Origin of the sequence: Phaeacidiphilus oryzae TH49, assembly GCF_000744815.1 — a bacterium.
In the GTDB taxonomy this organism is placed as follows: Bacteria; Actinomycetota; Actinomycetes; order Streptomycetales; family Streptomycetaceae; genus Phaeacidiphilus; species Phaeacidiphilus oryzae.
The window spans coordinates 3,925,055-3,950,751 of record NZ_JQMQ01000005.1; the positions used below are offsets into that span (position 1 = coordinate 3,925,055).

Below are 25,697 nucleotides of genomic sequence, written 5' to 3' on the forward strand. Positions count from 1 at the left end.
ATGCTGCTCACCATCGATGTCGGCAACACCCATACCGTCCTCGGCCTCTTCGACGGCGAGGAGATCGTGGAGCACTGGCGGATCTCCACCGACCCGCGGCGCACCGCCGACGAACTCGCCGTGGCCATCCAGGGCCTGATGGGGGCGCACCCCGTGCTGGAGGACGACGCGGTGGACGGCATCGCCGTCTGCTCCACCGTCCCCGCGGTCCTCCACGAGCTCCGCGAGGTCGCCCGCCGGTACTACGGAGACGTCCCGGCGGTGCTGGTCGAGCCGGGCGTGAAGACCGGCGTCCACGTCCTGATGGACAACCCCAAGGAGGTCGGCGCCGACCGGATCATCAACGCGCTGGCCGCCGCCCACCTCTACGGCGGGCCGTGCATCGTGGTCGACTTCGGCACCGCCACCACCTTCGACGCGGTGAGCGAGCGCGGCGAGTACGTGGGCGGGGCGATCGCCCCCGGCATCGAGATCTCGGTGGACGCGCTGGGCGCGCGCGGCGCCCAGCTGCGCAAGATCGAACTGGCCCGCCCGCGCAGCGTGATCGGCAAGAACACGGTGGAGGCGATGCAGGCCGGCATCCTCTACGGCTTCGCCGGCCAGGTCGACGGGGTGGTGACGCGGATGGCCGCGGAGCTCGCCGACGACCCGGACGAGGTCCACGTGATCGCCACCGGCGGGCTGGCCCCCCTGGTCCTCGGCGAGGCCACCTGCATCGACGTCCACGAGCCCTGGCTGACGCTGATCGGTCTCCGACTGGTCTTCGAGCGCAACGCGGCGGCGTGAAAACCCCGGGCGATCCGCGTGGTTCGTCCGATTTTCCGGTTTCGTTCCGTATGGTCGACCCATGCCTACGCCACACGGAGCCCGCGGCGGCATGGCCTTCAGCGCCGACGAACTGCGAGTGCTGCGACGAGCCCTCGCTGAGAACCTGCGCTCTCAGCTGCCGTCCCACGTCCTCCCCCCGACCCAGCGCACCGGGGCGCACGTACTGCCGCGCGACCCCGTCCGGGAGGCGGAGCGGCTGGAGGACGTCCAGGAGACGGCCCGTCTCGCCGAGTCGATCGAGGAGGCCGTCCGCGAGGGCGGCCGGCTGCGGGCCTTCCTGCTGGCGGAGCTGGTGCGCTACCGGGCGGCCCTCCCCGGCTCCGCCCCCGGCTATCTGGAGCGCCTGGAGGAGGCCGTCCACGACGGCTACGTCCCGGACGCCGAGGATCTGACCGCGCTCCGCCGGCTCGCCGCCCTGCCGTGCGGCCCGGAGGAGCGGGAGCGCCGCAACCGGCTCAGGTCGCTCTGCCAGTCGAACGCCGAGCCCGGCGTCCGCCGTCCCCTCCAGGGACGGGACCGGCCGGACCGGCCCGACCGGCCGGTGGTGCGGGCGGTGGTCTCCAAGTCCCGCCCCCACCGCGGTCTGGAACTGCTGATCGGGGGCGCCGCCGGTGGCGTCCCGGCAGCCGCACCCCTCGGAGGTACCCATCCGATGAACCCACGTGACGCCGCCGACCGCGCGGAGGACTCCGGCGAGTCCCCGGCCCAGGCGACCCCGCCGGCCGACGCTCCGCGCACCACTCCGCGCACCCCAGCGCGCACCGCGCCCGGCTCCGCCGCCTCCGCCGGGAGCGGCTCCGCCGGCGACCCCGCCCGGAGGCCCGCGCCGGGCTCCGCCGCGGACGGGGCGGACAAGCAGCGCCGCCGGGGCGTCCCCACCCCCGGCGACCTCTTCCCGGGCGGTGTGCGGCCCGGCGCCCATCTCCCCACCGGGACCGGCTGACCGGCCCCACGGCGCCGGTCGGGCGCCTGCTCGGCACCCCGCCGCGGCGGCCGGTATCCGGCCGCCGCGGCGCCGCGTCCACCCCCGTCCGGACCGCGGTTCGGAGGCAGCCCCCGAAGCAACGGCGGGTTGCTGGGAGAATGGCCGTGCGCGGATCGCGTCCGCGCCACCCGACCGCACAGAGAAGGACGAAAAGGACCGTGGCCCAGAGCACGAGCACGGAGGCCCAGGACTGGGTCTCCCGTTATGCGGACGATGTCATCGCCGAGTCCGAGCGTCGTGCCCCGGGGAAACCGGTCGTCGTCGCCTCGGGCCTGTCCCCGTCCGGCCCGATCCACCTCGGCAACCTCCGCGAGGTGATGACCCCGCACCTGGTCGCGGACGAGATCCGCCGCCGCGGGTACGAGGTGCGGCACCTGATCTCCTGGGACGACTTCGACCGCTACCGCAAGGTCCCGGCCGGCGTCCCCGGCACCGACGAGTCCTGGGCCGAGCACATCGGCAAGCCGCTGACCTCGGTCCCGGCCCCGGCCGGCTCGCCCTACCCGAACTGGGCGGAGCACTTCAAGGCGGCCATGACCGAGGCCCTCGCGGCCCTCGGCGTGGAGTTCGACGGCATCAGCCAGACCGCGCAGTACACCTCGGGCGTGTACCGCGAGCAGATCCTCCACGCGATGCGGCACCGCGCCGACATCGACGCGATCCTCGCCCAGTACCGCACTAGGAAGGCGCCCCCGAAGCAGGCGCAGAAGCAGCAGAAGCCGGCCGACGAGTCCGAGCTGGCGGCCGCCGAGGGCTCCGGGGCGGCCGGCGAGGACGACGGCAGCGGCGGCGCCGGCGGCTACTACCCGTACAAGCCGTTCTGCGGGGAGTGCGGCAAGGACCTCACCACCGTCACCGCGTACGACGACGAGACGACGGAGCTCACCTACACCTGCACCCTGGACGGCTTCACCGAGACCGTCCGGCTGACCGAGTTCAACCGCGGAAAGCTGGTCTGGAAGGTCGACTGGCCGATGCGCTGGGCGTACGAGGGCGTGGTCTTCGAGCCCTCCGGCGTCGACCACTCCTCGCCGGGGTCCTCGTTCCAGGTCGGCGGGCAGATCGTCGGCATCTTCGGCGGCGAGCAGCCGATCGGCCCGATGTACGCCTTCGTCGGCATCAGCGGGATGGCGAAGATGTCCTCCAGCAAGGGCGGGGTGCCCACCCCGCTGGACGCGCTGGAGATCATGGAGCCGCAGATCCTGCGCTGGCTCTACGCCCGCCGGCGGCCCAACCAGTCCTTCAAGATCGCCTTCGACCAGGAGATCCAGCGGCTCTACGACGAGTGGGACAAGCTCGCCGCCAAGGTCGCCGACGGCAGCGCGCTGGCCGCGGACGTGGCCGCGTACCGCCGGGCGGTCGGCACCGCCGCCGGTGAGCTGCCGCGCACCGAGCGGCCGCTGCCGTACCGCACGCTGGCCTCGGTCGCCGACGTCACCGCCGGGGACGAGGCGCAGACCCTGCGCATCCTCTCCGAGCTCGACCCGGAGGACCCGGTCACGGACCTGGCGGTGGTCCGGCCCCGGCTGGACAAGGCCGAGGCGTGGATCAGCACCCACGTCCCCGCCGAGTCCCGCACCGTGGTCCGCTCCGAGCCGGACACCGAGACCCTGGCCGCGCTGGACGAGCAGGGCCGGGAGTCGATCCGGCTCCTCCTGGACGGCCTCGGCGAGCACTGGTCACTCGATGGGCTGACGCACCTGGTGTACGGGGTGCCGAAGGTGCAGGCGGGCTTCCCGGCCGAGGCCGGGCCGAAGGAGCTGCCGCCGGAGATCAAGACGGCCCAGCGCTCCTTCTTCGCCCTCCTCTACCACCTGCTGGTCGGCCGGGACACCGGCCCGCGCCTGCCCACGCTGCTGCTCGCGGTGGGCGAGGAGCGGGTGCGCCGGCTGCTCGGCGGCTGAGCGCCCGCCGTCCGGCGCGAGACCGCCCCGGGCGCCCCGCTGCGGGGTGTCCGGGGCCGTCTCGGGTAGCCTCAGGCAGGGCCCGTTTCCGGCCCTCGCAGTCGATCGACGACGAATCCCGCACCCCCGAGGTGGTAACGGAATGCAGTACTTGGAGGCGCTCACGCCGCCCGTGGTGATGGCCGTGGCCTTCGGTTTCCTCATCCGCACGATCTTCCGCAACCAGGGCGGGGCCAACGCCGCCAAGGAGGACGCCGCGGCCGAGGCGATCACCGTCGCCCAGCTCGCCGCGCTCGAGCAGCGGGACGGCGGCGCGGCGTAGCGGTATTTCCTCCGCCAGATGGTATTTCGGAGAGAGCGGCCTGCTTTGGCAGGTTTGTCCGGAGTTCTGTCGAGTACGGCGGAGGAAAAAACGTCCATGGCGCGTCAACTCGGCGAACTCGAGAACGAGATCATGACCCGGGTGTGGCAGTGGAACCGCCCGGTGATGGTCCGAGAGGTTCTGGAGGACCTGCTCCGGGAGCGCGAGATCGCCTACACCACGGTGATGACGGTGATGGACAAGCTCTACCAGAAGGGCTGGCTGCGCCGGGACCGGGAAGGCCGTGCGTACCGGTACGAACCGGTGTCGACGCGGGAGGCGTACACCGCCGCGCTGATGAACGACGCCTGGGCGACCGCGGACAACCCGGCGGCGGCCCTGGTGCACTTCTTCGGGATGATGACTCCGGAACAGCAGGAGTCCCTCCGCGACGCCCTTCGTGTGCTCTCTCCCGAGACCGACTCGGATCAGACCGGCTCGGACGAGAGTGCTCCGGATAGCCCGGATACACCGGATAGTGCGGATACCGGCGTCGCCGGCGGCGCGGATAACGAGAAGCCGGAGACCGGCACTTCGCGATAGCGTCGGCCCGATCGAACCCGCTTCGGGACTACGGGTGGGACTACGGGCCGGACCCGCGAGGAGACTGATGGAGGTCACCATCCGCCGTGCGCGGACGGCCGATGTGCGGCCCATCCGCGCGCTTGTGGACGGTTACGCCCGCGAACGCATCCTGCTCGACAAGCCGACCGTCACCCTCTTCGAGTCGGTGCAGGAGTTCTGGGTGGCGGAGCGCCGCGACACCGCCCAAGTAGTGGCTTGCGGCGCTCTCCATGTGATGTGGGAGGACCTCGCCGAAGTCCGCACTCTCGCCGTCCACTCCTCCTGCCGGGGGCACGGTATCGGCCACCGCATCCTCGATCAGCTGGTGGACGCCGCCCGTGCGCTCGGCGTCAACCGTATTTTCTGCCTGACGTTCGAAGTCGACTTCTTCGGCAAACACGGCTTCAAGGAGATCGGCGGCGCCCCGGTCGAGCCCGGGGTGTACGAGGAGCTGCTCCGCTCCTACGATGAGGGCGTCGCCGAGTTCCTCGATCTCGAACGCGTGAAGCCGAACACCCTGGGCAACACCCGCATGCTCTTGCACCTCTGAGGGAACGGGACGATCCGCCCCTTCTGACCGGCGACTCGCGAGCTCGGAGCGGGTCTCCGGGACGCTGACCGCCCCGGGGTTTGAATTTTCGGCTGAAAAGCGGTTTCCTTTCCTCAGGTAATCCGCGATTTCGAGGGACCTTTAGAGGAAGGGAAGCCCGTGGCCCAGAAGGTTCAGGTACTTCTTGTCGACGATCTCGAGGGTGGCGAGGCGGACGAGACCGTGACGTTCGCTCTTGACGGGGTTGCCTACGAGATCGACCTCACCCATGAGAATGCCGGGAAGCTGCGCGAGCTCCTCCAGCCCTACACCGAGAAGGGCCGCAAGCAGAGCGGCCGTATCGGCTCCGGGCGGAGTCGCGGCCGCGGCACCCGTTCTGTGGGCACCTCCCAGGACACCGCGAAGATCCGTGCCTGGGCGAAGGAGAACGGATACGAGGTCAACGACCGGGGCCGGGTCCCCGGCAATATCCGTGAGGCCTATGAGAAGGCCCACAGCTGAGCGGCGCCTTGTAGAGCCAGAGCCGCCGTACCGCCGGCAGGGGCGGCGGGACCCCGCCGGGCGGGCTGCCGCCGGGCTTGCTGTGCCTGGGCCTGCTGGCCCCGGGGCTGCTGTGCCTGGGCCTGCTGTGCCTGGGCTTGCTGTCGCTGGGCGGGCAGCCGGTGGGCGGGCGGGCGGTGCACCGGCGTCCGTCCTACGGGCGCAGGCGCATGGAGGAGGGCGCGCGCCGTCGCCACGGCGAGTGCGTCCAGTAGCCGGTACAGGGTCTGGGTTCCCCCCAGGTCCAGACCCAGCGGAGGCCGGTCCTCGGCCGGCGGCCGCAGCCAGACCAGCGGTCCCGGAGCCGGATCGGCGGGCCCCGGCGCCAGCCGCCGGCCGCGCAGATCCAGCGGTACGCCGCCCCAGCCCAGCCAGTCCAGCAGGCCGGGCAGCTCGTCGGCGAGCCCCGGGGCCACGGCCAGCAGCAGCCGGCCCGCGGCCGGGGCGGCGGCGACCGGACCGGTCGGCCTGCCCCGGCGGACCCAGCCGGCCAGCGCCTCCAGACCGGGGCGCAACCGCACGTCGACGACGTCCGAGACGCCCTGGAGATCCGGGACGCCCCAGGCGCCCGGGATGTCCGAGGCGCCCGGCCGGACCGGCTGGACGTCTGCTGCTCTGCCCGGCGCTCCGGCCCCGGCGGGCCTGCCGGGCGGCTGCCCCGACTGCATGCCGTGTCCAACGCGCGGCGCGGGCTCCGGTTACTCCCCGTACCCCTCCCGGTCGCGGGTGGCGAACCGTCAGTTCCTTTCGCGCGTCGTCCGATTGAGGACGTTCCCGGGGGACGGAGGGAGGACGGCTCGGGGTGCGCGCGGGGTTCACGTCGGGCGAACATCCGCAGGGCTCCGGAACCGCATGGAAGACCCGCTCGGAGGGGTAGAAATGCAGGTAGGTCCGGGTGCGCTGAGCGGCGTGTCGGGTACGGCGTTCGCCACGGGCGTAGCGGCACTGGCGTCATGCGGCTGGCCTGCGGGAACATCGTCCCCCAGCAACTGGTTGGAGCAGTTGTCGGCCGTCGCGGGGGACCGCTCGGCGGCGGGTAGTCGACGGTTGAAGTGAGCTGTCCCGTCTCCCGGGACTAGCATGCGGAAGGACAGGGAGGGGAGCGTCCCCACCACTGCCCGACCGCTCTGAGGAGCGATTAACGATGTTCGAGAGGTTCACCGACCGCGCGCGGCGGGTTGTCGTCCTGGCTCAGGAAGAAGCCCGGATGCTCAACCACAACTACATCGGCACCGAGCACATCCTTCTGGGCCTGATCCATGAAGGTGAGGGTGTCGCCGCTAAGGCCCTGGAGAGCCTCGGGATTTCGCTCGAGGCGGTCCGCCAGCAGGTGGAGGAGATCATCGGGCAGGGCCAGCAGGCCCCGTCCGGGCACATCCCCTTCACCCCCCGGGCCAAGAAGGTCCTGGAGCTGTCGCTCCGCGAGGCCCTTCAGCTCGGCCACAACTACATCGGCACGGAGCACATCCTGCTCGGCCTGATCCGTGAGGGCGAGGGCGTCGCGGCCCAGGTCCTGGTGAAGCTGGGCGCGGACCTGAACCGGGTCCGCCAGCAGGTGATCCAGCTGCTCTCCGGTTACCAGGGCGGCAAGGAGGCGGCGACCGCCGGCGGCCCGGCCGAGGGCACCCCCTCGACCTCGCTGGTCCTCGACCAGTTCGGCCGCAACCTGACGCAGGCCGCTCGGGAGACCAAGCTCGACCCGGTGATCGGGCGCGAGAAGGAGATCGAGCGGGTCATGCAGGTGCTGTCCCGCCGTACCAAGAACAACCCGGTGCTGATCGGCGAGCCGGGTGTCGGTAAGACCGCCGTCGTCGAGGGCCTGGCCCAGGCCATCGTCAAGGGCGAGGTTCCCGAGACCCTCAAGGACAAGCAGCTCTACACGCTTGACCTGGGTGCGCTGGTCGCCGGCTCCCGTTACCGCGGTGACTTCGAGGAGCGCCTGAAGAAGGTGCTCAAGGAGATCAAGACCCGCGGCGACATCATCCTGTTCATCGACGAGCTGCACACCCTGGTGGGTGCCGGCGCCGCCGAGGGCGCGATCGACGCGGCGAGCATCCTCAAGCCGATGCTGGCCCGCGGCGAGCTGCAGACCATCGGCGCCACCACGCTGGACGAGTACCGCAAGCACCTGGAGAAGGACGCGGCCCTGGAGCGCCGCTTCCAGCCGATCCAGGTCGCGGAGCCGTCGCTGCCGCACACCATCGAGATCCTCAAGGGCCTGCGGGACCGGTACGAGGCGCACCACCGCGTCTCCATCACCGACTCCGCGCTGGTCGCGGCCGCCACCCTGGCCGACCGCTACATCTCCGACCGCTTCCTCCCGGACAAGGCGATCGACCTGATCGACGAGGCCGGCTCCCGGATGCGCATCCGCCGGATGACCGCTCCGCCGGACCTGCGCGAGTTCGACGAGAAGATCGCCGACGTCCGCCGGGAGAAGGAGTCCGCGATCGACGCGCAGGACTTCGAGAAGGCCGCTTCCCTCCGCGACAAGGAGAAGCAGCTCCTCCAGGCCAAGCAGCGCCGGGAGAAGGAGTGGAAGGACGGCGACATGGACGTCGTCGCCGAGGTGGACGAGGAGCTGATCGCCGAGGTCCTGGCCACCGCCACCGGCATCCCGGTCTTCAAGCTGACCGAGGAGGAGTCCTCGCGTCTGCTGCGGATGGAGGACGAGCTCCACAAGCGGGTCATCGGCCAGAAGGACGCCATCAAGGCGCTCTCCCAGGCGATCCGGCGTACCCGCGCCGGTCTGAAGGACCCGAAGCGGCCCGGCGGCTCGTTCATCTTCGCCGGCCCCTCCGGTGTCGGTAAGACCGAGCTGTCCAAGACGCTGGCCGAGTTCCTCTTCGGCGACGAGGACGCGCTCATCCAGCTGGACATGTCGGAGTTCTCCGAGAAGCACACCGTCTCGCGGCTCTTCGGCTCCCCGCCCGGATACGTCGGCTACGAGGAGGGCGGCCAGCTCACCGAGAAGGTGCGCCGGAAGCCGTTCTCGGTCGTCCTCTTCGACGAGGTCGAGAAGGCCCACCCGGACATCTTCAACTCGCTGCTGCAGATCCTGGAGGACGGCCGGCTGACCGACTCCCAGGGCCGGGTGGTGGACTTCAAGAACACCGTCATCATCATGACGACCAACCTCGGCACCCGGGACATCTCCAAGGGCTTCAACCTCGGCTTCGCGGCCCAGGGCGACGTCCAGACCGGGTACGAGCGGATGAAGGCGAAGGTCGGCGAGGAGCTCAAGCAGCACTTCCGGCCGGAGTTCCTGAACCGTGTCGACGACATCGTGGTCTTCCACCAGCTGTCCGAGGACGACATCATCCAGATCGTCGACCTGATGGCGGCGAAGGTGGACGAGCGCCTCAAGGACCGGGACATGGGCCTGGAGCTCCGTCCCGACGCCAAGAAGCTGCTCGCCAAGAAGGGCTACGACCCCGTGCTGGGCGCCCGGCCGCTGCGCCGGACCATCCAGCGCGAGATCGAGGACATGCTCTCCGAGAAGATCCTCTTCGGCGAGCTGCGCCCGGGCCACATCGTGGTCGTCGACGTCGAGGGCGAGGGCGACGACAAGAAGTTCACCTTCCACGGCGAGGAGAAGGTCCCGGTCGCGGACGCCCCGCCGGTCGCGGCGACGGGCACCGGCGCCGGCTCCGGTTCCTCCGCTTCGGCGGAGTGAGCCGAGCCCTGACGGCCTGACCACGCCTCAACGGCCGCGCCCCCGACGGTTCTCCGTCGGGGGCGCGGCCGTTTCGCGCACGTCGTACGAGGTGGACGTGGTGGTGCGCGGGGCGGTGGGTCGGGACGCCGGGGGAGGTGGTGCTGGTCGGGCTGGAGCGGTTGTACAGGGGCGGTCAGCGGGTCAGGCGTCGTTGCGGCGGGGGGTGAAGAGGCGGGTGTCGCCTGGGTGGGGGTGGTGGATGTCCAGGGGGCCGGTCGGGGTGGTGGGGGTGAGGGTGAACGTGATGCGGTGGGTGGTGGCGGTGGCGCGGCGGGCCTCTGCCTCGGCGGTGAGGACCCAGGCCTTGAGGCCGCCCTTGGCGGAGCGGTCCTGGGTGAACTCCACGGCGAACTCCATGGTGATCGGGCCGACCTCGAAGCGGAGGGGGGAGTCGCCGGCGGCCTCGGCCGCCGCGGTCAGCTGGTCGCGGACGGCGGCGACGGCTGTGGTGAGGTCGACGGCGGGGGGCTGCTCGGTCACGGGGCGGGTTCCTTCACGCGGTGGGCGAGGGCGCTGATGGCGACGCCCGGCAGGGGGTCGCCGTCCGGGACGTGTTCGGCGGGGAGGTCGAGCCGGCGGAGGCCGGGGTAGACCGCGGCCAGCGGGGCCAGGTCGGTGAGGCGGTGGGGGTTGAGCAGGGTCAGCCGCTGGACCTGGGGCAGTACGGGGGAGCGGGCGATCAGGTCGCCTCGTTCGACGAGCACTTCGAGGTGCCGGAGGCCGGGGAGCCGGGTGAGCGGGAGGCGGTCCGGGCCGGGCTCGATGGTCTCCCCGGGGAAGCGGAAGCGGCTGAGCCGGCGCTGCCGTTCGAGCCCGCGCAGCAGCGTCCGGGTGAGGGTGGCGGTGCCCAGGATCAGGTGGTCGAGGCCGGGCGGCAGGCCCTCCAGGGTGGTGGCCTCCTCGGGGAGGGCGTGGTTGAGGTTGAGGAAGCGCAGGCGGGTGAGCTTCGCCAGGACGTCGAGGCCGGTGACGCTGGTGTCCGCGGGGATCACCAGGCTGCGCAGGGCGCGGAGTTCGGCGAGCGGCCGCAGGTCGGTCCCGCCGCCGCAGGCGAGGAGGGCCAGCCGGTCCAGGCGCCGCGCCCTCCGCAGCAGGCCGAGGTCGAGCGGGTAGGGGTTGTCGGAGAGGTCCAGGGAGCGCAGGGCCGGGGTCGGCAGGTCGGCGAGGTCGGCGACCTCGATGCCGCCCTCGACGCGGACCCGTTCCCGACCGCCGAGCGAGGCGAGGAACGCCAGGTCGTCGGCGCAGTCGACGACGAAGAGCGGGACCGCCCCGGTCTCCGGGTCCGGGCCGCACCAGAGCCGGGCGATGATCTCGCGGGCGTACTGATCCTGGTCGAACTGAGCCCAGGAGGAGGCCAGTTGGGCACGGACCGCGATCGAGGGGTGCTGGGTGTAGCGGGCCAGCAGATGGATCGCCCGTTCCCGGCCGAGGGTGGTGGCGGTGGTGACGACCGCGAGGGCCTGCTCGTCGGTGAGCCCGTCGGGGCCCGGGAGGAGGTCGAGGACGACCGGGCCGCAGCGGGCGAGGTCGCGGGCCTGCTGGGCGTCCCGGGGCGGGATCAGGGTGGCGGCCGCCCGCTCGACGCGCTCCCGGGTCTCGGGGGCGAGCGCGGTGGCGTGCTCCAGGCAGGCGGCGGCCACCAGATGGAGGCGATCGCGCAGCTCGGGGGGTTCCTCGGCGGCCCGGCGGAGGAGGCGGTCGAGGAGTTCCGCGCGCTCGTACGGACGGGCGTGGTGGACGGCCATCCGCAGGACGTCCCGCCACTGGTCGTCGTGGGCGTTGCGGACCAGCAGGCCGAGGTCGGCGTTGTCGATCAGGGACTGCGAGCCCAGGTAGTCCTGGAAGGTGCGGTGGACGAAGTCCACGCTGTCCGAGGTGGGCCGGCGCAGCAGGCCCGAGCGGAGCAGGAGGTGGTCGAGGATCGCGGGCGGCTCGGTGCCGTCCGGCAGGCGGAGGCTGGGGATCAGGTCGCCGATGATCCGCAGGGCGCGCCCGCTGGACATCTCGGCCTCGCCGTTGGTGATCAGCCAGTGGGCGAGGCGCTGGAGGAGCAGCGTCTGCTGGTGGAGGGTGAGGTCGAGGCCGCTGGTGACGGGGGTGATGGCCCGCTCGCGGTCGCGGCGGACCAGCAGCATCTCCAGGGCGGCGGCGTAGAGCTCCATCCGGTCGTCGGGGAGGAAGCCTCGGCGGTCCCGGTCGAGGGCGCACATCAGCGCGCACATCAGGGGGTTGGTGGCCAGCCGGCCGAGGTCCGGCTTGGCGGCGACGGCGGAGGTGAGGGCGTCGCGCAGGGCGTCGAGTCGGCCGTCGGGGGCGGCCGCCGCGTGCCAGCGGGCGATGAAGCGGGCGACGTCGGCGCGGCTCATCGGCTGGAGTTCGAGTTCGGTGAACTCCTGGGCGGCGAGCCAGCCTTCGCGGACCGCGGAGGGGCGGGTGGTGACGACGTACCGGGCGTACGGGAAGGCGGCGAGGAGGTCGGCGAGCCAGGCGCGGGTGCGCTCGCGGTCGGCCTCCGGGACCTCGTCCACGCCGTCGATCAGCAGCAGCGCGCGGCCCTCGGTGAGGGCCCCGGTCACCCAGCCGGCCGCCTCGGGCAGCCCGGAGAGCGGTTTGGCCACGGCGCTCAGAAGCTCCTCGGGGGCGGGGAGTTCGGGCCGCCGGACCAGGGCGCGCAGCCGGAGCATCAGGGGCACGCAGTCGCCCAGGTCGGACAGCGGTTCCGGGAGCCGGCGCCGGGCGGTGGCCACGGTCAGCCACTGGAGGAGGGTGGTCTTGCCGGAACCCGCGCTGCCGCGCAGCAGCACCCGGCTCCGCCCGGAGAGCGCCTGCTCGGCGCGGAGGGTGCTGGCGACCGGGAGGGAGGGGGCCGGATCGGGCTCGGGGTCCGGGCCGACCGGCTCCGGGCTGCGGTCGAGGAGTTCCAGCGACAGGTATCCGGCGTCCAGCGGCCAGGTCTCCTCGCCGATGCCGATCACGTTCAGCCGGCCGGCCTGGCGGGCGAGGTAGTCGCGGAGGCGGGAGTCGAAGTCCGCCGGGGCGGCGGGGCGCGGGAGGGGGACGCGGGCCGGGGCGTACCCGTGGCGGCGGCAGGCCGCGGTGAACTCCTCGTCCGCCAGGAGGGGTTCGAGCGGGCCCACCACCAGGCGGCTGTGCGCCCAGCCCGCCGGGTCCTCGCGGACCACCCCGGCGAGGAGGTCGCCCACCAGGACCGGGGCGCCGGACATCCCGGCCCATGGGGAGGTGCCGGGGCCGGTGGCGAGGGGAGGATGCTGGTCGCCCTCCAGGACGAGGGTGCCCCGGAGGGCCGAGGACAGGGGCTTGAGCCGGCCGGTGAACTCCTCGGTGTCGAGCGATCCGCGGGCGTCCCGGCCGACTCGGGGGAAGCCGACGGCCCGGGCCGGCCGGTCCTGGGCGTCCTCGGACCTGGCCCAGCCCTCGAACCGGCAGGAGCAGGCGGTCAGCGGCTCCGCGGCGGCCAGCAGGGCGATGTCCGTCCGCTCGTCGTGGACCCGGTGGACCACCCGGCAGGACTGCGGGCCGTTCCCGCCGGGGACGCTCACCTCGGCGGTGTCCCGGCCGGCCAGCACATGGGCGGCGGTGAGCACCAGTCGCGGGGTGAGGAGGCAGCCGCTCCCCTGCGGCGGGCCGAGTACGGCGGCGAGGTGCAGATCCACGCGCTTCCTCTGGTACGGAGGGTGATCGGGGCACCATCATCCAGTCCCGGCAGGGGATTTGGCGAGCGCTTCGCGGACGCGGGCGGCGCAGCGGCCCGGGGTGAGGGCGTCGTTCCAGTGGAAGCGGAGGACGCGGCCGGCGGCGGGCGGAAGAGTGCGCGGCGCCCCCGGGCCGTCGACGAGGCCGAGGAGCGGCGGCCGGCCCGGGATCGCCGGCCCCCAGCGGAACGGGACGCGGGCGAGGATCCGCTCTCCGCCGGGCTGCCGCACCGGATGGTCGAGGGAGTCGGGTGGGACGCCGCCGAGGACGCAGTCCCAGCGGATCCGGCTCTCCAGCGGCCCGGCCGAGCGGCCGTCGGCGTGGGGCAGCAGCCGCAGTGCCCGGGTCGCGGGCTCGCTGCGCCGGAAGGCCAGTGCCCGGGCCACGGCACCGAGTTCGGGCGGGCCGACGAGGTGGTGGTGGAGCGCCGAGTCGAGGAGGGCGAGCGCCTCCGGGGCGTGGAGGCGCAGCAGGAGGTCGGTCAGGGTGCGGACCGGCGAGGTGAGCGGCAGCCGCCCGAGGTGGACGATCTCGCCGGGCCGGAGGTCGGCCTGATGGACCAGCAACCGGCGGCCCGGCCGGGGGCGTTGGCCGCGCGGCACCACCACGTCCACCCAGGGCAGCCCGCGGGCCGGCCCGCCGAGTCCGTGGGCGCGGGCGGCGCTGCCGAGGGCGATCGTGCTCCGCGGGCCGCAGCGCAGGTGCGCCGCCCACAGTGCGGCCAGCAGCGGCGGACCGGTGTCGGCGTATCGCTCGGCGTCGACCAGCAGGACGCCGTACTCGAGCGGTCGCCACTGCCCGCGGCCGACCAGGGCGCGGATCCGGGCGTCGCCGAGCCCGCACTCCCACGCCTGGCGGCGGAGGAGCACGCCGCCCTGGGTGGCGGCGAGGGTGCGGGTGGCGCGGAGGGCGTCGGTGCCGGGGAGGCGGGCCGGGGGCGGGGTCGTCGTCATGGCGGCAGCATGCCCGGCGGGGGGCCGAGTCCGCTGAACAGCCTGTGGATAACCGGTCCGACAACCCGACTTATCGAGAGCGGAGTTGACGCCCTATCACTCGGACGGGGGCTGCCGGCCCGGCGGCGGGCCGATGGTGGCGGCCTCCGGGCCCAGTGCCCTCACATAGCGGGGGTGGGTCTGTGCCCAGCGCTGCCCGGGCCGGAAATCCGGCTTCCGGCCGTCGAGCGCGCAGCCGAGGTAGTCCAGGCACTCGTGCCAGCCGGCCGCGTTGCGGGCGCCGGTGCCGTGCTGCTCCAGGGTGTCGAGGAGGGTGAGGACGCTGGCGTCGGCGCCGTCCGCGGCCAGTTCGAGGCGGATGGTGTCGGTGCCCCAGGAGAACTCCACCAGGGTCTCCGGCTCGAAGGCGAGGACCTCCCCGGTGAAGGCCGGGCCGCGGCCCTGCGGATCGCGGAAGGTGATCTCGGCGCCGGTCCGCCAGATGCCGGCGGGGTCGCCGTCGAGCCCTTCGATCCGCTGCGGGAACCACGCCGCGAGCTGCTCGGGGTCGGTGAGGGCGCGCCAGACGGCGTGCTGCGGGTGGCCGAGCCGGCGGGTGAAGCGGAGGCGGAAGGCGGTCCCGTCCGTCTCCAGGGTGCCGAGGTCGGCGCCGGCGGGGGTGGTCGGCGGGGGCGCCGGTGGGGGTGCCCGCGGCGGTGTCGGCGGGGGTGTCGGTCATGTCGCTCAGGTCCGTTCGTCGCCTGCTTGGCTGTCGAGATGGGCTTCGAGGCGGTCCAGGCTGCTGCCCCAGGAGGCCCGGTACGGCGCCAGCCAGTCGTCCAGTTCCCGCAGCGGGGCCGGGTCCTGGGCCAGGCGGTAGTACCGCCGCTGGCGGTCCGTGCGGACGTCGACCAGCCGGGCCTCGCGCAGCACCCGCAGATGCTTGGAGACCGAGGGTTGGCTGACCCGCAGGGCGTCGGCCAGTTCGCCCACCGAGCGTTCGCCGTCCCGGACCAGCTCGAGTATCCGGCGGCGGCGGGGCTCGGCGAGCACCTCGAAGATCGAGGACGCCGGGAAGGTGGTCGTCACGCAGACAAGCATGCCTTGACAGTTATATAACCGTCAAGGCATGCGGCAGGCGGTGAACGCGGCGGGGCCGGGCTGCTCCGCGGCGGGGTTACTCGGCAGCCGCCCCCGCCGCGATCGCCTCCGCGACCTCGGTCTTCCGGGCGTCCTCCTCGGCCGCGAAGCGCTCCGCGTCCAGCTTCTCGGCTATCTCCTCGTCCTGGGCCATCAGCAGGTCCAGGTTGGCGTCGCCCATCTCCAGGACGCCCATGTCCACATACGCGCGCTGGAGCTTCTCGCCCCACAGGCCGATGTCCTTGACGCAGGGCACGATCCGGGAGAACAGCAGCTTGCGGAACATCCCCATGTACTCGGAGGTGTTGGAGATCTCGTGCGCCTCGTCGGACGGGATGCCGAAGTCCTCCAGCACCTCGACGCCCTTGATCCGGTCCCGCATCAGATAGCAGCCCTCGATCACGAACTCCTCGCGCTCCGCGAGCTCGGCCGAGCTGAGCTGCTTGTAGTAGTCGCGCAGCGCCATCCGGCCGAAGGCCACGTGCCGGGCCTCGTCCTGCATGACGTACGCCAGCAGCTGCTTGGGCAGCGGCTTGCTGGTGGTGTCCCGCAGCAGGCCGAAGGCGGCCAGTGCCAGGCCCTCGATCAGCACCTGCATCCCCAGGTACGGCATGTCCCAGCGGGAGTCCTTGAGGGTGTCGCCGAGGAGGGAGGCCAGCTGGTCGTTGATCGGGTAGAGCATCCCGATCTTGTCCTGGAGGAACTTGGCGTACAGCTCGGCGTGCCGGGCCTCGTCCATGGTCTGGGTCGCCGAGTAGAACTTGGCGTCCAGGTCCGGGACGGACTCGACGATCCGGGCCGCGCAGATCATCGCGCCCTGCTCGCCGTGGAGGAACTGGCTGAACTGCCAGGAGGCGTAGTTGCGGCGCAGCTCGCCCTTGTCCTTCTCGGTGAGCTTGGGCCAGTACTTGGTTCCGTACAGGGCGAGGGACTCGTCCGGGATGCCCAGGGGGTCGTGCGGGTCCACCTCAAGGTCCCAGTCGATCCGCTTCTGGGCGTCCCACTGCTTGTCCTTGCCCTTCTGGTAGAGCGACAGCAGGCGGTCCCGCCCGTCGTCGTACTCCCAGGTGAAGCGGGCGTCGCCGGAGGCGGGGACGTTCCAGGTCTCGGTGCCGGCCGGGTGGATGTACATGTCGTGCGTCGTCATCTGCGGACTCCTCCGGGCAAGGCGAGCTGGCGCTACTCCGTTCGGAGCCTCACACGAGAGTTACTGACCAGTCAACGGTTGCTGCGGTACAAACACCGGGAATCTGTGTCAGGCCGGTGCCGGTCGTCCCGGGCGGTCCCCGGCCGCCGGCGGGGGGCGCCCGGGAGAAGCTGAAAGGACGTCAGGAGGCCTTGCCGGTACCGATGTTGGCGGCGATCTCCAGGGCGACGGCCAGGCCCGCGTGGTCGCGCCCGCCGCCCGCCCCGGCGTCGTCCTCCGGGCAGAACAGCCGGCCGGCGTTGAGGGCCATCAGCGCCATCGAGGCGCGGATCCGGTCCTCCAGGACGGCGTCCGGCCCGTGCAGCAGCTCCACCAGCCGGATCATCCGCTGCTTGAACTGCGGGGCGAGGTCCAACTCCCGTACCACGGAGCGGTTCTCGTGGAAGAAGCGGAGGAGGGCGCGGCCGCGCTCGGCCATCCCCGCGGAGAGCCGGCGCAGCAGTTCGGCGCGGAACTCCGGGTCACCGGTGTGCCCGGCGGACCAGGCGATGGCCTCGTCGATCGGCGCCGAGAGCGACTCCACCAGCCCGGAGACCAGCTCCTCCTTGCTGCGGAAGTGGTAGTACAGCGCGGCCTTGGTGACGCCCAGGCGGTCGGCGATCTCGCGCAGCGAGGTCTGCTCGTAGCCGTGCTGGACGAAGAGTTCGAGTGCGACCTCCAGCGCGCGGGCGCGGGTGTCGGTGCGCGGGGTGCGCGGCGGCGCCGAGCGCGGGGACGCCGAGCGCGGGGGCGGAGGGACCGGGACGGTGCCGGCGGCGGTGGCGGCGGGGCTCTCGACCTGACGAGCCGGGGTGGCGGTCATCCCGCTCACCCTACCGGCGGTCCCTGGGGCAGCCGGTAGACCCCGGGACGCACCGGTTCCACCAGTCCGTCCGCGACCAGACCGTCCAGCGCCCGGGCGCGCTGCACCGGATCGTGCCAGACCGCGTCCAGATCGGCCTGCGGCACCTCGCCGTCCCCGGCCACCTCGCGGAGGACGGCCAGCAGCCGGCCGCGCACCTGCCGGTCGGTGCCGGCGTACGTCTGGCCGCGGCGCGGCGGGCCCTGGTGCGCCGGGCGGCCCGCCTGCCGCCAGGCGCAGCGGTCGGCGATCGGGCAGCGCTCGCAGGCGGGGTTGCGGGCGGTGCACACCAGTGCGCCCAACTCCATGACGGCGACCGCCCAGCGGGCCGCCGTCGGGGCATCCGCCGGGAGGAGCTCGCGGGCGGTGCGGCGCTCGGCGGCGGTGGTCGCGTTGGCCGGGTACTCGACGCCGTCCTCGATCCGGGCGAAGACCCGGCGGACGTTGGTGTCCAGCACGGCGTGCCGCTGGCGGAAGGCGAAGGAGGCCACCGCGGCCGCGGTGTACTCGCCGATCCCGGGGAGGGCCAGCAGTTCGGCGTGGTCCTCGGGGACCCGGCCGCCGTGCCGCTCGGTCATCGCGGTGGCGGCGGCGTGCAGCCGCAGGGCGCGCCTCGGGTAGCCGAGCCGGCCCCAGGCGCGGACGGCCTCACCGGGGGGTTCGGCGGCGAGCGCGGCCGGGGTCGGCCAGCGCTCCACCCAGGCGAGGTACATCGGCAGCACCCGGTTGACCGGGGTCTGCTGCAGCATGAACTCGCTGACCATGATCTCCCAGGGGCTCGCCTCCGGCCGCCGCCAGGGCAGGTCGCGGGCGTTGTGCCGGTACCAGTCGAGGACGGTCCGGTGGAGGGCGGCGCGCTCGGGGGCGTTCCGCGCGGGGGCGGCCGCGGGGGCGGCGGAGGGGGCGGGGGCGTCGGGGGCCGGGGAGACGTTCATGGCCCGGCCATTCTCGCACCCCGCAGACGGGCGAAAGGAGTTGGGCCGAGCGGCGGCAAAAGGTGATCATGTGAAAGAAGAGGTCTCCGGTACGGCGGTGTTGCCCAGAGAGGCTGGTGATCTCTCGTAAGGTTTGCGCGTGCCTTCTCTGCGTCATCCCGTCGGACCCCTGCCGTCCGCCATCTACTGGCGGCGGCGCCTCGTCGTGGCTGTGGTCGCCCTCGCGGTGATCGCGCTGGTGGTATGGCTGTTGGTGAGCCCAGGCGGTGGTGGCGGCGGAGGCCACAGCGGTGCGGCGCCGACCGCCCCGGCGAGCTCGATCGGCCCCTCGGGTGGCGGCGGGTCCAACGACGGGGCCTCCGGGACGCCCGGCGGGGGCGCCTCCGGCACGCCGGGCCCGGGGAGTTCGGCCTCGGGGAGTGCCGGAGCCGGGGGGACTTCGGGGGGATCCGGTGGCGGTGCCTCCGGGGGCGGCGGGCAGGTCAGCGTCAGCGGCGGGTCCTCGGGCGGCGGCGCCGGCGGCAAGGGCGGCGTGCCGGTCAACACCGGTTCCGTGATGGCGCTTCCGGCCTGTGCGGCGTCCGATCTGGGGCTGGTGCTGGACGGGGACCGGAGCACCTACGCGGCCGGGCAGAACCCGGTCTTCCGGCTGACGGTCAAGAACACCGGCGCCGCGGACTGCCGGATCGACGTGGGGCGGACGGCCGCGGTCGTCACCATCAGCAGCGCCTCCCAGCACCATGTGTGGTCGTCGGGGGACTGCGCGTCGGACAAGACGGCCCAGTGGGTCGAGGCGGTCGCCGGGGGATCGGTGACGGTCAGCTACGACTGGGGGCGGGTGCACTCCTCGCCGGGGTGCCCGAGCGAGACCAACGGGTTCATCGCGGGGGGCGGGACGTTCGTCGCGCAGGCGTCGCTGAGCGGCGTCTCGAACCAGCCGCAGTGGCAGTTCCGGCTGGTGGCGGCGGGGTCGTAGCCGTCCGGGGGCGCCCCGGGCGAGCCCCGGTGCGCCCGGTGAGCCCGCAGGGCTTCATCAAGGCGCGCCGCGGGCGGGGCCCGACTCAGACGTAGCGTTCCAGAATGCTGGATTCCGCCAGGCGGGAGAGGCCCTCGCGGACGGAGCGGGCTCTCGCCTCGCCCACGCCGTCGACCGTCTGGAGGTCGTCGACGCTGGCCGCCAGCAGCTTCTGCAGGCCGCCGAAGTGGTCGACCAGGCGGTCGATCACGGTGTTCGGCAGCCGGGGGACCTTCGCCAGCAGGCGGAAGCCGCGCGGGCTGACCGCCGCGTCCAGCGCCTCCGGCGTGCCGGGATGGCCCAGGGCCCGCGCGACCGTCTGGAGTTCCAGCAGCTCGGTGTGGGTGAGCTGGTTGAGGAGCGACAGCACGTCCTGCACCGTCCGGCCGCGCTTCGCGGCCCGCTCCGGGAAGTAGTCGCGGGCGACCAGTTCGCGCTCCGGCTCCACCCCCGCGATCAGCTCGTCGAGCTGGAGGGAGAGCAGCCGGCCGTCCGTGCCCAGCTCCACCACGTACTCGGCGATCTCGCCGGCGATCCGGCGGACCATCTCCAGCCGCTGCGCCACCGCCGCGACGTCGCGCACCGTGACCAGGTCCTCGATCTCCAGAGCGGAGAGGGTGCCGGTGACCTCGTCGAGCCGCAGCTTGTACCGCTCAAGGGTGGCCAGGGCCTGGTTGGCCCGGGAGAGGATGGCGGCGCTGTCCTCCAGGACCCGGCGGCTGCCGTTGACGTACAGCGCGATCAGCCGCATCGACTGGCTGACCGAGATGACCGGGTAGCCGGTCTGCTTGTTGACCCGCTCCGCGGTGCGGTGCCTGGTGCCGGTCTCCTCGGTGGGGATGTCCGCGTCCGGGACCAGCTGCACCCCGGCTCGGACGATCTTGGTGATGTCCTGGTCCAGCACCACGGCGCCGTCCAGCTTGCAGAGCTCGCGCAGGCGGGTCGCAGAGAACTCGACGTCCAGGACGAAGCCGCCGGTGCACAGTTCCTCGACGAGGGGGTCGAAGCCGAGCACCACCAGCCCGCCGGTGTTCCCCCGGAGTACTCGTTCGAGCCCGTCCCGGAGTGGGGTGCCGGGAGCGACGGCGCTGAGGGAGGCCCGGAGCAGGGACTCCTCCTCGCGGGAGGACTTCTCCGCCCGTTCGTTGGCTGCCACGGGGATCCTCCGGTCGGTTTCGCGTACCGGCCAAATCTTACCTTCGGGGGGTCTTCGGATGCTCTCCGCGGGGTTGCGGGTTTTGCTCCTTCCCGCAAGGGCCCCGTCGCCACCCGGATAGCCTCACTCCGGATCCAGCGGTTCCCAGCCTTCCATCAACTCGTCCGCGGTGTCGGGGATATGGGGAAACGGCGGCACGTCCTCGCGGCGGGCGCCGCCATTCGGCCGATCACCGCGACCACGCGGCGGTTCGTCCGGCGTGTTCGCCTCGGCCGCGGATCTGCGGCGCGGCCGGCCGGAGCGGCCGCGGCCCGGGATCGCGTTCAGCGCCTCGGCGATGTTGGACACCTCGACCACCCGCATCCCCTTGGGCGCCTTTCCGGAGTCCGGCGGCACCAGGGCGTGGGTGAAGCCGAGCCGGGCCGCCTCGGCCAGCCGCCGCTGCACCCCCGAGACCCGGCGCACCTCTCCGGCCAGGCCGACCTCGCCGACCGCGACCAGCTCGGGCGGCAGCGGGGCGTTCGCCGCCGAGCTGGCCACCGCCAGGGCCACCGCGAGGTCGGCGGCCGGCTCGGTGAGCTTCACCCCGCCGACCGTCGCCGCGTAGATGTCCTGCTTGCCCAGCCGGATCCCGCCGTGCCGCTCGACCACGGCCAGGATCATCGCGATCCGCGGCGAGTCCAGCCCGGAGGTGGTGCGCCGGGGGGAGGGGATCGCGGACTCCACCATCAGCGCCTGCACCTCCGTCACCAGGGGACGGCGGCCCTCCAGGGTGACGGTGAGGCAGGTGCCGGGGACCGGGGTCGAACGGCGGGTGAGGAAGAGCCCGGAGGGGTCGGCGAGGCCGGTGATCCCCTGGTCGTGGAGCTCGAAGCAGCCGACCTCGTCGGTCGCCCCGTAGCGGTTCTTGACGCCGCGGACCAGCCGCAGCCGGTTGTGCCGGTCCCCCTCGAACTGCAGCACCACGTCCACCAGGTGCTCCAGCAGCCGCGGCCCGGCGATGTTGCCGTCCTTGGTGACATGGCCGACCAGCAGGGTGGCCATGCCGCGGGTCTTGGACTCGCGGATCAGCGCCGCCGCCACCTCGCGGATCTGCGAGGGGCCGCCCGGGGCGCTGTCCAGCTGGGCCGAGGCGATGGTCTGCACCGAGTCGAGGACCAGCAGCGCCGGGTTCACCTGCTCGATATGGCCGAGGCAGGTGGCCAGATCGGTCTCGGCGGCCAGGTAGAGGTGCGGGGAGAGGGCGCCGATCCGGTCCGCGCGCAGCCGCACCTGGGCCGCCGACTCCTCGCCGGTGAGGTAGAGGGTCGGCCGCCCCTCCCCGGCCGCCCGGGCCGCCACGTCCAGCAGCAGCGTCGACTTGCCCACCCCTGGCTCGCCCGCGAGGAGCACCACCGCGCCCGGCACCAGGCCGCCGCCGAGCACCCGGTCCAGCTCGCCGACGGTGGTCGGCCGGGCGGCCGCGACCCGCGCGTCCACCTGCTGGATCGGGCGGGCCGGCGCGGTCACCGGCTGGGCGGCGGTACGCACCGCGGTGGGCGCGCCGACCTCCTCGACCGTGCCCCAGGACTGGCACTCCGGGCAGCGGCCGACCCACTTGGGCGGGGTGGTTCCGCACTCCGTGCAGCGGAAGCCCGCGCGCGGCGCTTTGGACGACGATCGACTTGCCATGCGCCAGACGCTACCCCGGGCCTCTGACAACCGGCCCGGGGCCGGCCCCCGCCCACCGGGCCCTCGGCCCCCCGCCCGCCCGGTCACCCGATCGGGGGAGCGGGGGGCGAAAGCCCGGTGGGTGCGGGGCGCACCCTCATAACGTGTGCGCCCATGCGGTTGGTGACGCGCGCCGCGCACGGCGGAGACCCCGGCTCAGGCGCGGGCGACAGGCTCGACAGGGGTCTCCTGACGCACGCCGACGGGCTCTACACCTATTGCCTCTCGGTGCTCTGCGACGCCGACGAGGCGCTCGCCGCGCTCCGGACGGTCCGTCAGCTGGCCCACCGGCACCGGCGGAAGCTCCGCCGCGCCGACCTCCTCCGGGCCTGGCTCTACGCGCTGGCCCGGCAGGTCTGCCTGACCTGGCTGGAGCAGCGCCCGATGGGCGTGCGGGACGCCGGCCCGCGGGCGCAGGAGGCCCGGCAGCGGGCCCAACTCGCCCTGCTGGTCTGGCCGGAGGCCGCGGGCACCAGCTCCGAGCAGCGCGAGGCGCTGGAGCTGGCGCTCCGGCACGGCCTGCCGCCGGAGGAGCTCGCCGCCGTCCTCGGCCTCTCCGAGCAGTCCGCCCGGCGGCTGGTCACCCAGGCGGTCTGCGAGGTCGAGCGGACCAGGGCGGCGCTGACCGTACTGGCCTCCGGCGCCTGCCCGGTGCTGGCCAGGCTCGGCGGCGGGGCGGCCGCCGCGCACGGTCTCGCGCCCCGGCCCTCGGCGCTCGGCCCGACGCTCCGCGGCGAGCTGGTGCGGCACGTCGACGAGTGCCCGACCTGCCGGGGCAGCGCCGAGCAGGCCACGGCGGACGGCCCCTGGCCGGGCACGGCCCGGCCGCCGGGGACGCTGCCGCTGGTCGCGGCGCCGGTCGAGGCCCTGTTCGGGGGGCCGGCCGAGTCCGGTCCCGATACGGCGGGGGCGGCCGCGGCCGCCGGCGCCTTCCCCGGCGGCGAATCGTCCGGCAGCGCCTCCCCCGGCAGCGCCTCCCCCGGCGGCCTGCCGTCCGAGGGCGCGCCCGTCGGCGGCGTCGAGCCGCGGTTCGACCGCGAGGGCTTCCCGGTGCAGCGGGCGCGGAACCCGGAGCGCGGCGCGGTGCTGCGGCACCGGGCGGTGATGACCACGGCGGTGGCCGCGGTGGTCGCGGCCCCGGCGCTGGCCCTCTGGGCCGCGCAGCGCGAGGAGCCGCAGCGGGTGGCGACCACCGGCCAGGACGTGCCGGTCGGCCCGAGCGCCTCCGCCTCCGGGCTCGACCCCGCTTCGGAGACTGCGCGGGCGACGCTGCCCCCGTCCGTCGGCTCGACGCCCGAGCCGGACGGCTCCGCGGACGGGGCCTCCGCCACCCCGCGGGCCTCCGGCTCGAACGGCGCGCGTCCCCCGGCGAAGGCCGGCCGGCTCTCCGTCGGCTACCAGGAGGCCTTCGGCCGCACCATGCTGACGATCGCCAACACGGGCTCGGGCAAGGCGAGTTGGTGGGCCGTCGCGGACGCCCCCTGGCTGCGGCTGAGCCGCTCCTCCGGGGTGCTGGCGCCCGGAGAACGGGTGCTGGTGCTGATCACCGCCGACGAGAGCCGGGAGCCGCAGCACGCGTGGACGGCGCGGGTCTCGGTGCAGCCGTCGACCGCGATCGTCCCGGTCTCCGGGCCGGGCCGGGAGCGCGGGCCCGGGCAGGACGCCGGCCCTGGTCCCGGCCCGGCCCGGCCGCAGACCCGCGACTGGGGCGGGGCGGACGACCGGGACCGCTACGACGCCGACGGAGGCGGCGGCTCCACCCGCGCGATCCCCGCGGACTACCGCGGAGGCGGCGGCCGCCACCGGGCCCACCGGAGGGACGGCGACGGCGACGGCGGAGGCTGGGGCCGGCGCGGGGGCTACGGAGGTGGCCGCGGCGGAGACGGCGACCGCCGGGACTAGGAGGCCGTCCCCACCCCGGCCTGCCGGCCTTCCGCCTGCCGCCGGCCGGTCAGGACGGGTCCGCCGGATGCGGGGCGATGCCGCTCCCCGCCTCGGCGCAGAGCCGCGCCAGCTCCTGGTACGCGGGCTCGCCCATCATCTCGATCAGCTCGGGCCGGTAGCTGACGTACACCGGGTCCGGGGCGCCGTGGGCGTCCGGGGAGCTGGTGCACCACCACTGCAGGTCGTGGCCGCCGGGGCCCCAGCCGCGGCGGTCGTACTCGCCGATGGTGACCTGGAGGTACTTGGTCTCGTCCGGCCGCTCGATCCACTCGTACGAGCGACGCACCGGCAGCTGCCAGCAGACGTCCGGCTTGGTCTCCAGCGGCTCCTGTCCCTCGTTCAGGGCCAGGGTGTGGAGGGCGCAGCCCTCGCCGCCGGGGAAGCCGGGACGGTTGAGGAAGAGGCAGGCGCCGTCGACCCGGCGGGTCTGCCGCTCGCCGTCCGGGCCGAGCTCGCTGATCCGCTCCGGGTCCAGGTCGTCGCCGTCCGGGGTGACCGCACGCTGCCGGAACTGCCACGCGTCGTCGGTGAGCCGGCGGGCGTGCTCCAGCACCCGCGCCTCGTCGTCCTCGTCGGACCAGTGGGCGCCGAGGGTGCAGCAGCCGTCGGAGCCGCGGCCGGGCTCGATGCCGTGGCAGCCCCGGCCGAAGACGCAGGTCCAGTGCGAGTTCAGCCAGGTGAGGTCGCAGCGGAAGACCTGCTCCTCGTCCGCCGGGTCCTGGAACTCCACCCAGGCCCGGGGGAAGTCCAGGCCCACCTCGCGCTTGCGCGCTGCGGCGGCCGCCTTCCGCGCGGCCCGGCCACTCATGATCGTCACGTCTACGGGTGCCACGGCGCCAGCGTAAGGCGTTCGCCCGTGAACGGGTGCTCTTGCCATGGGTGTCAGCGGTATGCGTTACTTTTTCCGACAGGTTGCCGACACTGTGTCGGGAACTGCCCAGAGTGGAGGACCACCCATGACGGCTGTCGCCCCCGAGGGCTTCGCCGCGCGCCTGCGCGCCGGCACCCGCGCCGAGCACGAGGCCGCCGAGTCCTCCCCGTTCATGGCCAACCTCCTGGACGGCCGCCTCGGCCGCACCGCGTACGCCGAGCTCAGCGCTCAGCTCTGGTTCGTCTACCGCGCGCTGGAGGAGTCCGGCGAGCGCCTCGCGGACCATCCGGTGGTCGGCCCGCTGATCGACCCGGCGCTCTTCCGCACCCCCGCGCTGGAGTCCGACCTCGCCCATCTCCTCGGTCCCGGCTGGCGCTCCGGGCTCGTGCCGCTCCCCGCCGCGCGGGCCTACGCGGACCGGATCCGCGAGGTCGCGGTCGACTGGCCGGCCGGCTACGCGGCCCACCACTACACCCGCTACCTCGGCGACCTGGCCGGCGGCCAGGTGATCCGCAGCGTGGCCGAGCGCACCTGGGGCTTCCGGCACAAGGGCGACGGGGTGCGGTTCTACGTCTTCGACCGGGTGCCGAATCCGGCCGAGTTCCGCCGCGCCTACCGCGCCCGGCTGGACGCGCTGCCGCTGGACGAGGTCGCCCAGCGCCGGGTGGCCGAGGAGGCCGCCCACGCCTTCCGGCTCAACCGCGCGCTCTTCCGCGAGCTCGACGGCCGGTTTCCGCTGTCGGCGTAGCCGGGCGGGGCCCGGAACCGCCCTCCGGCCC

General features: G+C 73.7%; 23 protein-coding genes. 11 read left to right on the forward strand and 12 right to left on the reverse strand.

The genetic code is table 11. The annotated features are described in order from the left end of the window. The 7 genes from BS73_RS21165 to BS73_RS21195 all read left to right on the forward strand — a co-directional run bounded on the left by BS73_RS21165 (position 1) and on the right by BS73_RS21195 (position 5,693). Positions 1–786, forward strand: a complete 786-nt coding sequence (locus BS73_RS21165) for a type III pantothenate kinase (RefSeq protein WP_037574790.1) — start codon at positions 1–3, stop codon at positions 784–786. A 61-nt stretch (positions 787–847) separates the two neighbouring features. Next, complete coding sequence (locus tag BS73_RS34905; RefSeq protein ID WP_152617677.1) at positions 848–1,771, forward strand: hypothetical protein; 924 nt, start codon at positions 848–850, stop codon at positions 1,769–1,771. Positions 1,772–1,911: 140 nt separating this feature from the next. Further along, positions 1,912–3,717 (forward strand): lysine--tRNA ligase, encoded by a 1,806-nt coding sequence (gene lysS / locus BS73_RS21175; RefSeq protein WP_051940194.1) that lies wholly within the window; start codon positions 1,912–1,914, stop codon positions 3,715–3,717. A 142-nt stretch (positions 3,718–3,859) separates the two neighbouring features. Continuing rightward, complete coding sequence (locus BS73_RS21180) at positions 3,860–4,039, forward strand: hypothetical protein (protein ID WP_037574794.1); 180 nt, start codon at positions 3,860–3,862, stop codon at positions 4,037–4,039. Positions 4,040–4,135: 96 nt separating this feature from the next. Next, on the forward strand, positions 4,136–4,621 hold the full coding sequence (locus BS73_RS21185; protein WP_037574796.1) for a BlaI/MecI/CopY family transcriptional regulator: 486 nt from the start codon (positions 4,136–4,138) through the stop codon (positions 4,619–4,621). 67 nt (positions 4,622–4,688) lie between these two features. Further along, entirely contained in the window at positions 4,689–5,192 is a 504-nt protein-coding gene (locus BS73_RS21190) for an amino-acid N-acetyltransferase (RefSeq protein ID WP_037574798.1), read from the forward strand. Between the two features lie 159 nt (positions 5,193–5,351). Continuing rightward, positions 5,352–5,693: a histone-like nucleoid-structuring protein Lsr2 gene (locus tag BS73_RS21195; protein WP_037574800.1), complete on the forward strand. Its 342-nt coding sequence runs from the start codon at positions 5,352–5,354 to the stop codon at positions 5,691–5,693. On the opposite strand, the gene BS73_RS34910 is transcribed toward BS73_RS21195, so the two are convergent. Further along, complete coding sequence (locus BS73_RS34910) at positions 5,672–6,400, reverse strand: hypothetical protein (RefSeq protein WP_051940196.1); 729 nt, start codon at positions 6,398–6,400, stop codon at positions 5,672–5,674. The genes BS73_RS21195 and BS73_RS34910 overlap by 22 nt on opposite strands. Positions 6,401–6,876: 476 nt before the next feature. Here BS73_RS34910 and BS73_RS21205 point away from each other — a divergent pair, with 476 nt between their 5' ends. Continuing rightward, complete coding sequence (locus BS73_RS21205) at positions 6,877–9,408, forward strand: ATP-dependent Clp protease ATP-binding subunit (protein WP_037574802.1); 2,532 nt, start codon at positions 6,877–6,879, stop codon at positions 9,406–9,408. A gap of 183 nt (positions 9,409–9,591) precedes the next feature. On the opposite strand, the gene BS73_RS21210 is transcribed toward BS73_RS21205, so the two are convergent. From BS73_RS21210 to BS73_RS21245, 8 genes are all read right to left on the reverse strand, one after another. After that, positions 9,592–9,930, reverse strand: coding sequence for a trypco2 family protein (locus BS73_RS21210; RefSeq protein ID WP_051940199.1), 339 nt, complete (start codon positions 9,928–9,930; stop codon positions 9,592–9,594). Further along, on the reverse strand, positions 9,927–13,127 hold the full coding sequence (locus BS73_RS21215) for an NACHT domain-containing protein (protein ID WP_051940201.1): 3,201 nt from the start codon (positions 13,125–13,127) through the stop codon (positions 9,927–9,929). Before BS73_RS21215 ends, BS73_RS21210 begins: the two co-directional genes overlap by 4 nt. A 36-nt stretch (positions 13,128–13,163) precedes the next feature. Continuing rightward, positions 13,164–14,120 carry a hypothetical protein gene (locus BS73_RS21220; protein WP_037574804.1) on the reverse strand — a complete coding sequence of 319 codons (957 nt, stop codon included), beginning with the start codon at positions 14,118–14,120 and terminating at the stop codon, positions 13,164–13,166. Between the two features lie 96 nt (positions 14,121–14,216). Continuing rightward, on the reverse strand, positions 14,217–14,753 hold the full coding sequence (locus tag BS73_RS36440; RefSeq protein ID WP_084704244.1) for an SRPBCC domain-containing protein: 537 nt from the start codon (positions 14,751–14,753) through the stop codon (positions 14,217–14,219). Between the two features lie 90 nt (positions 14,754–14,843). Next, entirely contained in the window at positions 14,844–15,188 is a 345-nt protein-coding gene (locus BS73_RS21230) for an ArsR/SmtB family transcription factor (protein ID WP_235215481.1), read from the reverse strand. Between the two features lie 88 nt (positions 15,189–15,276). Next, complete coding sequence (locus tag BS73_RS21235) at positions 15,277–16,386, reverse strand: ferritin-like domain-containing protein (protein ID WP_037574810.1); 1,110 nt, start codon at positions 16,384–16,386, stop codon at positions 15,277–15,279. 181 nt (positions 16,387–16,567) lie between these two features. After that, positions 16,568–17,248 carry a TetR/AcrR family transcriptional regulator gene (locus BS73_RS21240; protein WP_152617678.1) on the reverse strand — a complete coding sequence of 227 codons (681 nt, stop codon included), beginning with the start codon at positions 17,246–17,248 and terminating at the stop codon, positions 16,568–16,570. 5 nt (positions 17,249–17,253) lie between these two features. Next, on the reverse strand, positions 17,254–18,222 hold the full coding sequence (locus tag BS73_RS21245; RefSeq protein ID WP_037574813.1) for an HhH-GPD family protein: 969 nt from the start codon (positions 18,220–18,222) through the stop codon (positions 17,254–17,256). A gap of 139 nt (positions 18,223–18,361) precedes the next feature. On the opposite strand from BS73_RS21245, the gene BS73_RS40420 reads away from it, so the two are divergent. Then, positions 18,362–19,198 (forward strand): hypothetical protein, encoded by an 837-nt coding sequence (locus tag BS73_RS40420; protein ID WP_161789690.1) that lies wholly within the window; start codon positions 18,362–18,364, stop codon positions 19,196–19,198. An 85-nt stretch (positions 19,199–19,283) separates the two neighbouring features. Here the strand turns inward: BS73_RS40420 and disA are convergent, their stop codons facing one another. Both disA and radA read right to left on the reverse strand, forming a co-directional pair. Next, complete coding sequence (gene disA, locus BS73_RS21255) at positions 19,284–20,393, reverse strand: DNA integrity scanning diadenylate cyclase DisA (RefSeq protein ID WP_037574815.1); 1,110 nt, start codon at positions 20,391–20,393, stop codon at positions 19,284–19,286. Between the two features lie 123 nt (positions 20,394–20,516). Further along, the gene (radA, locus tag BS73_RS21260) at positions 20,517–22,064 is read right to left on the reverse strand and encodes a DNA repair protein RadA (RefSeq protein WP_037574817.1); all 1,548 of its coding nucleotides are present in this window, start codon (positions 22,062–22,064) and stop codon (positions 20,517–20,519) included. Positions 22,065–22,217: 153 nt separating this feature from the next. Between radA and BS73_RS21265 the strand changes: the two genes are divergently transcribed. Next, positions 22,218–24,005 carry a sigma-70 family RNA polymerase sigma factor gene (locus tag BS73_RS21265; RefSeq protein ID WP_051940206.1) on the forward strand — a complete coding sequence of 596 codons (1,788 nt, stop codon included), beginning with the start codon at positions 22,218–22,220 and terminating at the stop codon, positions 24,003–24,005. 49 nt (positions 24,006–24,054) lie between these two features. On the opposite strand, the gene BS73_RS21270 is transcribed toward BS73_RS21265, so the two are convergent. Then, entirely contained in the window at positions 24,055–24,855 is an 801-nt protein-coding gene (locus tag BS73_RS21270) for a hypothetical protein (RefSeq protein ID WP_037574819.1), read from the reverse strand. A gap of 148 nt (positions 24,856–25,003) precedes the next feature. On the opposite strand from BS73_RS21270, the gene BS73_RS21275 reads away from it, so the two are divergent. Further along, the gene (locus tag BS73_RS21275) at positions 25,004–25,666 is read left to right on the forward strand and encodes a biliverdin-producing heme oxygenase (RefSeq protein WP_037574822.1); all 663 of its coding nucleotides are present in this window, start codon (positions 25,004–25,006) and stop codon (positions 25,664–25,666) included. Positions 25,667–25,697 lie beyond the last annotated feature (31 nt).

Bases quoted from the DNA above. Each gene is read 5' to 3' on its own strand.
- BS73_RS21270 (WP_037574819.1), bottom strand. From the start codon at position 24,855: ATGAGTGGCCGGGCCGCGCGGAAGGCGGCCGCCGCAGCGCGCAAGCGC.
- BS73_RS21190 (WP_037574798.1), top strand. From the start codon at position 4,689: ATGGAGGTCACCATCCGCCGTGCGCGGACGGCCGATGTGCGGCCCATC.
- BS73_RS21165 (WP_037574790.1), top strand. From the start codon at position 1: ATGCTGCTCACCATCGATGTCGGCAACACCCATACCGTCCTCGGCCTC.
- BS73_RS21245 (WP_037574813.1), bottom strand. From the start codon at position 18,222: ATGAACGTCTCCCCGGCCCCCGACGCCCCCGCCCCCTCCGCCGCCCCC.
- BS73_RS34910 (WP_051940196.1), bottom strand. From the start codon at position 6,400: ATGCAGTCGGGGCAGCCGCCCGGCAGGCCCGCCGGGGCCGGAGCGCCG.
- BS73_RS21265 (WP_051940206.1), top strand. From the start codon at position 22,218: ATGCGGTTGGTGACGCGCGCCGCGCACGGCGGAGACCCCGGCTCAGGC.
- lysS (WP_051940194.1), top strand. From the start codon at position 1,912: ATGGCCGTGCGCGGATCGCGTCCGCGCCACCCGACCGCACAGAGAAGG.
- BS73_RS21220 (WP_037574804.1), bottom strand. From the start codon at position 14,120: ATGACGACGACCCCGCCCCCGGCCCGCCTCCCCGGCACCGACGCCCTC.
- BS73_RS21275 (WP_037574822.1), top strand. From the start codon at position 25,004: ATGACGGCTGTCGCCCCCGAGGGCTTCGCCGCGCGCCTGCGCGCCGGC.
- BS73_RS21180 (WP_037574794.1), top strand. From the start codon at position 3,860: ATGCAGTACTTGGAGGCGCTCACGCCGCCCGTGGTGATGGCCGTGGCC.
- BS73_RS34905 (WP_152617677.1), top strand. From the start codon at position 848: ATGCCTACGCCACACGGAGCCCGCGGCGGCATGGCCTTCAGCGCCGAC.
- radA (WP_037574817.1), bottom strand. From the start codon at position 22,064: ATGGCAAGTCGATCGTCGTCCAAAGCGCCGCGCGCGGGCTTCCGCTGC.
- BS73_RS21235 (WP_037574810.1), bottom strand. From the start codon at position 16,386: ATGACGACGCACGACATGTACATCCACCCGGCCGGCACCGAGACCTGG.
- BS73_RS21185 (WP_037574796.1), top strand. From the start codon at position 4,136: ATGGCGCGTCAACTCGGCGAACTCGAGAACGAGATCATGACCCGGGTG.
- BS73_RS21205 (WP_037574802.1), top strand. From the start codon at position 6,877: ATGTTCGAGAGGTTCACCGACCGCGCGCGGCGGGTTGTCGTCCTGGCT.
- BS73_RS21240 (WP_152617678.1), bottom strand. From the start codon at position 17,248: ATGACCGCCACCCCGGCTCGTCAGGTCGAGAGCCCCGCCGCCACCGCC.